The following is a 9138-nucleotide window of genomic DNA, read 5'->3' as shown; positions in this document are numbered from 1 at the left end:
GCGTGATCCCCTTGTCGGCGAGCTGCGCGTTCACATCCGCAAAGATCGCCTCGGTCAGCCCGTGCCGCTCCAGCAGGTGCCGGAACTTCAGGATGGTGGTCGCGTCCGGGATGCGGTCGTCGCTCAGCTCGATCCCGGCAAAGCGGCGCATCGCCTCGCTGTCGTAAAGGGTCTCTTCCGCCATCGGGTCGCTCAGGGCATAGCAGTTCTGCAGGAAATAGACCCGCAGCATCACCTCCAGCGGCATCGGTGGCCGGCCACCCTTCGGCCCAGCCTTGGAATAATGCGGCGCGATCAGCGCGAGCAGCCGACACCAGGGCACCACCGCGTCCATCTCCGCCAGGAATTGCTCGCGCCGCGTGACCTTCTTCCTCATCGCGTCGCGCGACCCGGGAAAGGCAGGCTGTTTCGGCATAGGCGGGGCTCCTTGCAGGGATGTCCCAGCCTATCAGATCAGGCCGAAATCGGGAGGTTTTTCAGACGTTCCTTGGTATGGTGGCGCGGGTCCGAGAAGATGCGCTTTCTCAGCGCCTCGATTGCGGCCTCGTCGCCTTCGAGAAGCTGCATGAAGCTGCCGCGATAGCGCCCTTCGCCCTCGGCGAACAGCAGGACCCCGGTGATACCGTGGCGCGCATTGTAGCTTCGCGCTTCTTCAAGGATGTCCTCAAGGTCGTGGGGCCTCAGCGCCCGTGCGGCCTGGCTGACATGGACGATGTAATGGGTGCTCACTGCGCGGCTCCGGCTCGGGTGATACGGACTTCCCTTGGGGCGGAATAAGGCTGCGCGCTGCCAAGTCAAGGAGATCTCCGGCATAGAATTTTACAATATGAAAATGACTTCGATATTTGGAAAAATACTTGATGCTCATCCAACCATGGGCGAACGTCCTTTGGGGAGGACCTGATGGCGAGCAGAGCGGCGACATATCGGGACAGCGTGGCGGACCCTTCTTTCGCCTCGGTCGAGAAGGCGGCGGCCCGACGCATCCAGTCGGTCGAGCGCGCGCTGGACATTCTGGAGATCCTGGCTGCCGCGCCCGACGCGCTGGCGCTGGGCGAGGTGGCCGCGCAGGCCGGACTGAACGTCTCGACCTGCCATCATCTGGTCGCGACCCTGGTCGAGCGCGGCTATGTCCTGAATGCCGGGCGCAGCCGGGGCTACATGCTGTCCTCGCGCTTGCAGGAACTGACCGAGATGAGCGCGCGCAAGGCCGACCTATCGGATTTCGCCCGCACCGATCTTATCGAACTGTCCGGTCGGCTGGGGCTGAGCGTGCAACTGGCCGAGATGCAGGGCAGCGCGCTTGTCACGCGGTTCAGGGCCAATGTCGCCGAGACCCATGTCATCGAAGCCGACGAGGTGGTGAAGATGCGCGCTGCCCATGCCACCGCGACCGGCAAGGCCATCCTTGCCTGGCTGCCCGAGGGCGAGACGCTGAAGATCATTTCCGAGAACGGGCTAGAGCGGTTCACCGACAACACACTGACCAGCCTGGCTGATCTGACCGAGGATCTGCGCTGGGTCCGGCGCAACGGCTTTGCGGTGGATAACGAGGAACTCAAGGCGGGGGTGGTGTGCTACGGCGCGGCGCTGAGGGACGAGAAGGGCGCGGTGATCGGCTCGATATCGGCCTCGATGTCCGCGGCCCTGGCGACCGAGGCCTGCCGGGCGCATGTCGCGCAGGAAGTGGTGGCCTGCACCCGCAGGCTGTCGGACAGGTTGCGCCTGGGTCGGCCCTGGAGAGGGGGCGGTCCGGGGAGGAATGGGAAACAGGGACAAAAGGGAGGAACCACAGATGGCGATGCCGGCGGGCGTAAAGACGGATAGCCGCTATCCGATCCCCGAATCGATGAAGGCCTGGGTGCTGGGCGATCCGGGCGAGCTGGCGCGTGCCGAAAAGCCGGTGCCGGTGCTGAAGCGGGCCGAGGTGCTGGTCCGGATCGACGCCGTGGCGATCTTTGCGACCGACCTGGAGATCATCTATCACGGTCCTCCGGCGCAGATCGAGGGCGGGGCGCCCTTCAACAAGAACTTCACGCCGGGCCACGAATACATGGGCACCGTCGTGGCCTTGGGCCCCGGGGTGGACGAATACGAGATCGGCCAGCGCGTGACGGTTGAAATCCATGCCGGCTGCGGCCAGTGCAAGCGCTGCCGACAGGGCATGTACACGTCCTGCCACAATTACGGCAAGAACTACGGCGACGTGGACAAGGGCCACCGCGCCAACGGCTTCACCACCGATGGCGGGTTCGGCGAATACCAGGTGAACAACATCAACACGCTGATCCATGTGGATGACAGCATGTCCGACGAGGAGGCGACGCTGGTCGTTACCGCCGGCACCGCGATGTATGGCCTGACCGAACTGGGCGGCCTCGTCGCGGGCGAAAGCGTGGTGGTTACCGGGCCGGGGCCGATCGGGTTGCTGGGCGTCGCGGTCGCCAAGGCGCTGGGCGCGCAGCCCGTGATCCTGACCGGCACGCGCGACAACCGGCTGGAAATGGGCAGGAAGCTCGGCGCCGACCGCGTCGTGAACGTCCGCAACGAGGATCCGGTCGAGGCGGTCAAGCGGCTGAACGGCGGGGTGGGCGTGGATTATGTGCTGGAATGTTCCGCCGCCGCCAACGCGATCAACGAGGCCTGCCAGATGGTCAACCGCGGCGGCCAGGTCTGCCTCGCGGCCTTCCCGGGCGAGCCACCGCAGGTCGATGTGGCGCATCTGGTACGCAACAACATCTATGTCTACGGCATTCACGGCGAGGGGAAATCCGCGACTCACCGGGCCGAGGCCTTCATGCGGCAGAAGCGGTTCGACGCCACGCTGATCCACATCCACACCTTCGAGATGGACGACCTGAAGGAGGCGATCCGCTACGCCAGGGACCGGGTTGAGGACGCGATCAAGGTGGTGGTCAAGAACCGCCATTCCGAGGCCAAGCGCGTGGCCGCCGAGTAGGGGCCCGGGGCCGCCCCGGGAAGGGCGGCCTCGTCCATGGCCAAGGGAGGGGCTAGGGACATGCTGACATTCCAGCGATACGAGATGCCCGCGACCTTGCCCGAGGCGCTGGCGCTCTGTGCGGACGCACCCGCGGGTACGCGGCTGGTGGCAGGCGCGACCGACATCCTGCCCTGGGCGCGCGAGGGGCGCGCGGGCGACGTGGACCTGCCGCTGGGGATCGAGACCTCAGCCGGGTCACGGAACTCAAGGGCTACGAACGCCACGGGGGGCGCGTGCGGCTGGGCGCCAACACCGTCTGGCAGGATTTCCTCGACGACCCGCAGCTTGTCCGCCGGCTGCCGGTGATGCCCTATTGCCCGGTCTGGTTCGCCGACGACCAGATCCGCCAGCAGGCGACGCTTGCGGGCAATCTGGTGAACGCCTCGCCCGCCGCCGATGGCACGCCCCCCGTCCTTGCGCTGAACGGCGAAGTGGAGCGTTGCTGCTGGGCGGGCGATCACATCCTGTGCCGCACCATGCGGGTCGAGGATTTCGGGACCGGCCCCGGCGCCACACGGCTTGCGCCCGGCGAGATCGTGAACTCGGTGACGCTCGACTGTACCGAGGGCTACGGCGCGTCCTTCCAGAAGGTGGGCCTGCGCCGCTCGCTGGTGATCTCGGTCGCCTGCGTCGCCGCGCTGGTGAAACTGGACGAGACCGGTACCCGTTTCGCGGACGTGCGCCTTGCGATGGGCGGCGTTGGTCCCGTGCCCGAACGCCTGCGCGACATCGAGGGCCGGCTGAAGGGCGCGGCGGTGGACGCCCGCCTGATCGCAGAGGTGGCCGAGCCCGCGGTGGCACGCGTCGCGTCGCGCAGCCGCGGCCGCCGCGTGGTGCCGGGCTTCGTCCGCGCTGCGCTGGACGAGGCCGCAGAGCGGGCGCGTGTCGCCCGACGCAAGGAGGCTCTCAATGCCTGAGATGACACTGGACATGCGGGTGAATGGCCGCAAGGTGACGCGCCGTGCCGATCACGGCCAGCGCCTGCTGGATTTCCTGCGCGACGAGCTTGGCCTGACCGGCACCAAGGAAGGCTGCGGCGCGGGCGAATGCGGGACGTGCAGCGTCTTCGTGGATGGAAAGCTTGTGAAATCCTGCCTGATGCCGGTGGTCAAGGCGCAGGGCGCGGACATCCAGACCGTCGAGGGGCTGGCCAGGCCGGGCGAGCTGGCGGCCATCCAGAAGGCGTTCCACAAGACCGGGGCCAGCCAGTGTGGATATTGCCTCCCCGGCATGGTGATGGCGGCGACGTCCGTCTTGCGTGAGGCGCCCGAGGCGAGCCTTGACGAGATCAAGGAACGCATGGGCGGCAACATCTGCCGCTGCACCGGCTATTCCAAGATCATCGAGGCCGCGGCGCTGGCCCGCGCCGTGGTGACGGGCCGCGCCTGCCCCGCCGTGCTGGAGCCCGAAACCGTGGGCGAGAGCTATATCGGCCACAATGTCCGGTGGCTGGACGCGCCCTCCAAGGTGTCGGGGCTGCTGAAATATGCAGGCGACATGGTGATGCCGGACATGCTGCACATGGCGGTCCTGCGCTCGCCCCATGCGCATGCCGAGATCCTGTCCATCGACACCTCCGAGGCCGAGGCGATGGAGCGCGTGGCCTGCGTCATCACCGCGGCCGACGTGCCGGGCGCTGACGATGATCAAGGTGGAGTACCGCGAACTGCCGGGGCTCTTCGACCCCGAGGACGCGTTGAAACCCGGCGCGCCGGTGATCCACGATTACGCCCCCGACAACGTGGTCAAGCACATCCCGGATCCGGAAGGGCGACGTGGACAACGGCTTTGCCGCCGCCGACCTGATCCTCGAGGAGGCGTTCTCGACGCAGCAGGTCGAACACGCGTATCTCGAGCCCGAGGCTGGCATCGCCTATGTCGACCATGAAGACGTGGTGACGGTGATCTCGCCCAGCCAGAACATTACCCACCATCGCCACATGCTGGCCGGGATCCTTGCCCTGCCCATCAACAAGGTGCGCTTCATCATGTCCCCCGTGGGCGGCGGCTTCGGCGGTGAGGAGGACATGATCTGGCAGGGCATGCTGGCGGTCGCCGCGATGAAGACCCATCGCCCGGTGCGGCTGGGGCTCGATCCGTTCGAGATAAGGCGCCGCAACATGATGAAGGAGAGGGCGCTGACCCATACGCAACAGCGGCTCACCTCGGCCTCCATCGACCGGGTGCTGGACGCCGCCGAACAGGCCGCGCGCTGGGAGCCGGGGCCTGTGGGCATGCGTGGGCCGACCCGGGGCGACCTGGGCGGGCCGGGGACGCGGGCACCCTGCACGCTGGGCGCGCGGTTCGAGACGCCGAAGGACAGCAAGGAAAGGGTGGCCTGATGCAACGCAAGATGCGCGGCCGCGGCGTCGCGGCAAGTTGGTACGGCATCGCGCGCACCGCCACGGAGGACCGCGCGGGCGCATGGGCCGAACTGGATAACGGCGGCACCGCCAAGGTGGTGACCGGCGTGACCGAGATCGGCGAGGGCATCCTGACGGTGCTCGCCCAGATCGCGGCCGAGGAACTGGGCATCCGCCCCGAGGACGTGACCATCGGCGACAACGGCACCGCGCGGTCTTCGGAAGCGGCGCATGCGGGCGCCACACGGCAGACCTACATGATCGGCAATTCGGTGGTGCTGGCCTGCCGCGAGGCGAAGGCCCGGCTGTTCTCGGAAATCGCCGCCCATTGGCAGGTGGATGCCGGCACGCTCGTCGCCTTCGACGGGGAACTGAAGGCGCAGGGCACCAACCTCGCCATGACCATGGCCGAGGCGGTGGACCTGTGCAAACGGCGGGGCGTGGTGCCGGTGGGCGCGGGCCATTTCACCGCGCATGGCACGGGGCTGAACCCCGAGGACGGGTCGGGCGCGCCCTGGCAGGCCTATGTCTTCGGCACCCAGGTCGCCGAGGTCGAGGTCGACACTCTGACCGGCGAGGTGCAGGTGCTGGGGCTCTGGGCCGCGCATGACGTGGGGCGCATCATCAACCCTCGCGGCGTCGAGGGCCAGATCGAGGGCGGCGTGGTGCAGGGCCTCGGCCAGGCGCTGATGGAGGATTACCGGACCGCGAACGGCTACCCGGTCACGCATGGCTTCGCGAAATACATCCTGCCGACCGCGCTGGATGTTCCGGAAATCACCTCGATCCTGGTCGAGGATCCGGACCCGCTCAGCCCGCTGGGTGCCAAGGGGATCGGCGAGCCCGCGCTGGTGCCGACCGCGCCCGCGATCATCAACGCGATCCACGACGCGGTGGGCGTGCGCATCAAGTCGCTGCCCGCGACGCCCGAAAAGGTGCTGGCCGCCATCGCCGAGAAAGAGGCACGCGAGGCGGCGCGCGCGGCTGCGGAATAACGATGAACGCCGCCTCGCGCGGCGCAGGGGAAAGGGAGAAAGCATGGAAACCTAGATGTACAGCGCGATGCGGGTCGGCATCGTTCATTTCAAGGCCTTCCCGGGGATCGAGATCGGGGCGGGCCCCATCGTCGAGACGCTGGAGAAGATCTGCGCCGACGAGTTCTGGACCGCCGTCGAGGTGGGCTGGATGAAGGATTACTGCGTGCGCAACACCGCCCGCCACCTGCTGGACCAGAGCCACCTGTCGGTCGCCTATGCCACCCAGCCGAAATCGCTGACCAACAAGCTGAACCTCAACCATTTCGACCCCGGCGAACGGGCCAAGGCGGTGCAGGAGATCAAGAGCGCGGTGGACGAGGCCCGCCAGTTGGGCGCCGAGGTGGTCCGCCTGATCGCGGGCAAGGATCCGGGCGATGCGAAGCGGGAGGAGGCCAAGAAGTTCCTGATCGATTCGCTGCATCAGATCCTCGACTACGCCGCCGAGGAAAAGGACGGGCTGGCCTTCACGCTCAGGATCTTCGACCGCGGCATCAACAAGAAGAACCTGATCGGCCCGGTGGGCGACGCGGTGGACATCGCCCGCGCGATCCGCCCCGACTACCCGCATTTCGGCCTGCTGACGGACCTCAGCCATTTCCCGCTGCTCGACGGGACGCCCGGGGAAAGCATCCCGCAGATGCCCGAGTTCCTGGATGCCGTGCATCTTGGCAACTTCGACAAGCCCGTGCGCCCCGTGGTCAGCGCCGAGGTGCGGCCCGTTCTGGCCGGCGAGGTGTCAGAGGTGATCATGGCCAACGCCAAGCGGGTGATCCGCGACGCCTGGGCGCTGTCGCAGCGGCCCGACTGACCAAAGGGACGGGTCGCGCAGGGGAGGCACGGCGCGTCAGATGGGGACTGGCAGTGGAGGACTGCCGCATGCCGTCCCGAGGCGGCCCAACGAAGGGAGGAAGACCACATGCAGAATGGGATCATCGCATCCGTGGCGCTTTCGGCGGCAATGGCCGTCGGACTCTGCGCCCCGGCCCGGGCCGAGTTTCCGGAAAAGTCGGTCGAGATGACCATCCTGTTCGGCAGTACCGCCCAGACCATCGGGCAGTTGCTGGCCGAACTGATGTCGCGGCACCTGCCGCAGCCGGTGGTGCCGGTCGCGCGCACCGGGCCGGGGGCGCGGTGGGCTATCAGCACGTCCACGGCACGGCACCCGATGGCTACAACATCGTCTGGAACTCGAACTCGATCAGCACCGTCCACCATGGCGGAGGGCTGCCCTTCGACTACACCGCCTTTGCGCCGGTTGCCAAGATCAGCGTCGAGGTGCCCGCCATCGCCGTGCGGGCCGACAGTGGCTGGGAAACGCTGAGCGACATGGCGGCCGATATCAAGGCCGCAGGGCGCAAGCTGAAGGTGGGCGCCTCGGGCCGGGGCTCGTTCACGCATCTGGCGACCGAGGCCATCCTGGCTGCGCTGGACCTGTCCGACAGCGCGATCCATGTGCCCTATGACCAGGGCCGCGCGCCGGTCGAATTGCTGGCCGGTCGGCTGGACGCGGCGCTGCAATGGCCCGGCCAGTTCGTCTCGCATCACGAGGCGGGCGCGCTGCGCATCCTGTGCGTGACCTCTGCGGCGCGGATCTCGCAACTGCCCGACGTGCCGGCCTGTGCGGAAAGCGGCGCGGGCGAGATGGACATCGTGATGTGGCGCGGCCGAGCCGCCCCGGCTGGCACGCGGCCCGAGGCGATCGCCCGTCTGGAAGAGGCCGCGAGGCTGGCCGTCGAAAACGAGGAATTCCGAAAGGCGGCCCAGACCATCGGTTTCGAGATCGAATTCGCAGGGCATGAGGCGTTCGGCGAGTTGATCGCGCGCGACGATACGATCATCGCTGACCTGATGGGCCAGCTCGGCCTGACGGAGCAGTAGCGCCATGCCACCGGTCCCCGACGCGGGCGAGCGCCGCCAGGATCTGATCGCGGGCAGCGTTCTGCTGGTCCTTGCACTGTCCGGGCCGCGCCTTGCGGGGGCCGGCGCAAAGGGAAGGACCCGGATGGACCTCTTGCTTGCCGCTGCCCAGGTCGCTCTTGCGCCCGCCGCTCTTGTCGCGGTGATGACGGGTTGCCTGCTGGGCGTGGTCTTCGGCGCGATTCCAGGGCTGACCTTCAGCGTCGCGATGGCGCTGGTGGTGCCGATGTCCTTTTCGATGGAGACCGCGCCCGCGATCGGACTGTTGCTGGGCACCTATATCGGCGGGATGACCGGCGGCGCGGTCTCGGCGCTCCTGCTGGGCATACCGGGCACGCCGTCAGCGGCTGCGACGGTTCTGGACGGCCATCAATCAACTGATCCGCCGTGGCAAGGCGTCGCTGGCGCCGGGCACGGCGGTGGTGGCCTCGGCCTTCTGGGGCATCGTCTCGCTGATCATCATGGTGGTTTCGGTCGACATGGTGGCGAGGCTCGCGCTGAGGTTCGGCCCGGCCGAGACCTTCGGGCTGCTGGTCTTCGGCTTGTCCACGATCTGCAGGCTGGCGCAGAAATCGCTGGTCAAGGGGCTGATCGCAGGCATTCTGGGGCTGATGGTGATGACCATCGGCATAGACGAGATCGAGGGCGCGCAGCGGCTGACCTTCGTTACTGTCGTGCTGCAGCAGGGGGTGAGCCTGCTGGTGGCGATGATCGCGCGCTTCGCGGTGCCGCATGTGATCGACGCCTTCGTGCAGCATTACGCGGGCGAGCAAAAGCCGCAGGAGGTGGCCGATGTCCGCGCCGAACTGCCCACGATCCG

The 9138-nt window shown here is 67.5% G+C and carries 12 protein-coding genes and 1 pseudogene; 11 read left to right on the top strand and 2 right to left on the bottom strand.

All coding sequences use genetic code 11. The annotated features are described in order from the left end of the window. The coding region (locus ENN83_RS15885) for a transposase (RefSeq protein WP_287188716.1) at nt 1-415 on the bottom strand (415 nt) is incomplete at its 3' end. A gap of 38 nt (nt 416-453) precedes the next feature. Further along, on the bottom strand, nt 454-729 hold the full coding sequence (locus ENN83_RS15880) for a BLUF domain-containing protein (RefSeq protein ID WP_287188715.1): 276 nt from the start codon (nt 727-729) through the stop codon (nt 454-456). Between the two features lie 207 nt (nt 730-936). Between ENN83_RS15880 and ENN83_RS15875 the strand changes: the two genes are divergently transcribed. The 11 genes and pseudogenes from ENN83_RS15875 to ENN83_RS15830 form a co-directional block, all read left to right on the top strand. Continuing rightward, a complete protein-coding gene (locus ENN83_RS15875; protein ID WP_287188713.1) occupies nt 937-1827 on the top strand; it encodes an IclR family transcriptional regulator in 891 nt (296 codons plus the stop codon). Continuing rightward, nucleotides 1796-2959, top strand: a complete 1164-nt coding sequence (locus ENN83_RS15870) for a zinc-dependent alcohol dehydrogenase (RefSeq protein ID WP_287188711.1) — start codon at nt 1796-1798, stop codon at nt 2957-2959. The genes ENN83_RS15875 and ENN83_RS15870 overlap by 32 nt, the downstream gene beginning before the upstream one ends. A 60-nt stretch (nt 2960-3019) precedes the next feature. Further along, nucleotides 3020-3307 (top strand): hypothetical protein, encoded by a 288-nt coding sequence (locus ENN83_RS15865; RefSeq protein WP_287188709.1) that lies wholly within the window; start codon nt 3020-3022, stop codon nt 3305-3307. Continuing rightward, a complete protein-coding gene (locus ENN83_RS15860; protein WP_287188707.1) occupies nt 3235-3918 on the top strand; it encodes an FAD binding domain-containing protein in 684 nt (227 codons plus the stop codon). The genes ENN83_RS15865 and ENN83_RS15860 overlap by 73 nt, the downstream gene beginning before the upstream one ends. Then, nucleotides 3911-4807: a (2Fe-2S)-binding protein gene (locus ENN83_RS15855; protein WP_287188705.1), complete on the top strand. Its 897-nt coding sequence runs from the start codon at nt 3911-3913 to the stop codon at nt 4805-4807. Before ENN83_RS15860 ends, ENN83_RS15855 begins: the two co-directional genes overlap by 8 nt. After that, nucleotides 4777-5343 carry a molybdopterin cofactor-binding domain-containing protein gene (locus tag ENN83_RS15850; RefSeq protein WP_287188703.1) on the top strand — a complete coding sequence of 189 codons (567 nt, stop codon included), beginning with the start codon at nt 4777-4779 and terminating at the stop codon, nt 5341-5343. Before ENN83_RS15855 ends, ENN83_RS15850 begins: the two co-directional genes overlap by 31 nt. After that, nucleotides 5343-6359 (top strand): xanthine dehydrogenase family protein molybdopterin-binding subunit, encoded by a 1017-nt coding sequence (locus ENN83_RS15845; protein WP_287188701.1) that lies wholly within the window; start codon nt 5343-5345, stop codon nt 6357-6359. The genes ENN83_RS15850 and ENN83_RS15845 overlap by 1 nt, the downstream gene beginning before the upstream one ends. A 55-nt stretch (nt 6360-6414) precedes the next feature. Then, on the top strand, nt 6415-7209 hold the full coding sequence (locus ENN83_RS15840; protein WP_287188699.1) for a sugar phosphate isomerase/epimerase family protein: 795 nt from the start codon (nt 6415-6417) through the stop codon (nt 7207-7209). 323 nt (nt 7210-7532) lie between these two features. Beyond that, nucleotides 7533-8279: a Bug family tripartite tricarboxylate transporter substrate binding protein gene (locus ENN83_RS15835; protein ID WP_287188697.1), complete on the top strand. Its 747-nt coding sequence runs from the start codon at nt 7533-7535 to the stop codon at nt 8277-8279. A gap of 4 nt (nt 8280-8283) precedes the next feature. After that, a pseudogene (locus tag ENN83_RS17245) lies at nt 8284-8679 on the top strand (tripartite tricarboxylate transporter permease); the annotation flags it as partial. 61 nt (nt 8680-8740) lie between these two features. Continuing rightward, a partial coding sequence (locus ENN83_RS15830) for a tripartite tricarboxylate transporter permease (RefSeq protein WP_287188695.1) occupies nt 8741-9138 on the top strand: 398 nt, incomplete at its 3' end.

It is taken from the genome of Rhodovulum sp. (genome assembly GCF_011048875.1).
Classification (GTDB): Bacteria; Pseudomonadota; Alphaproteobacteria; order Rhodobacterales; family Rhodobacteraceae; genus Rhodovulum; species Rhodovulum tesquicola.
This window is presented reverse-complemented; position numbering and strand designations above follow the sequence as displayed.

Excerpts from the sequence above, each read along its gene's own strand:
- ENN83_RS15855 (WP_287188705.1), top strand. The coding sequence starts at position 3,911 with ATGCCTGAGATGACACTGGACATGCGGGTGAATGGCCGCAAGGTGACG.
- ENN83_RS15845 (WP_287188701.1), top strand. The coding sequence starts at position 5,343 with ATGCAACGCAAGATGCGCGGCCGCGGCGTCGCGGCAAGTTGGTACGGC.
- ENN83_RS15870 (WP_287188711.1), top strand. The coding sequence starts at position 1,796 with ATGGCGATGCCGGCGGGCGTAAAGACGGATAGCCGCTATCCGATCCCC.
- ENN83_RS15865 (WP_287188709.1), top strand. The coding sequence starts at position 3,020 with ATGCTGACATTCCAGCGATACGAGATGCCCGCGACCTTGCCCGAGGCG.
- ENN83_RS15840 (WP_287188699.1), top strand. The coding sequence starts at position 6,415 with ATGTACAGCGCGATGCGGGTCGGCATCGTTCATTTCAAGGCCTTCCCG.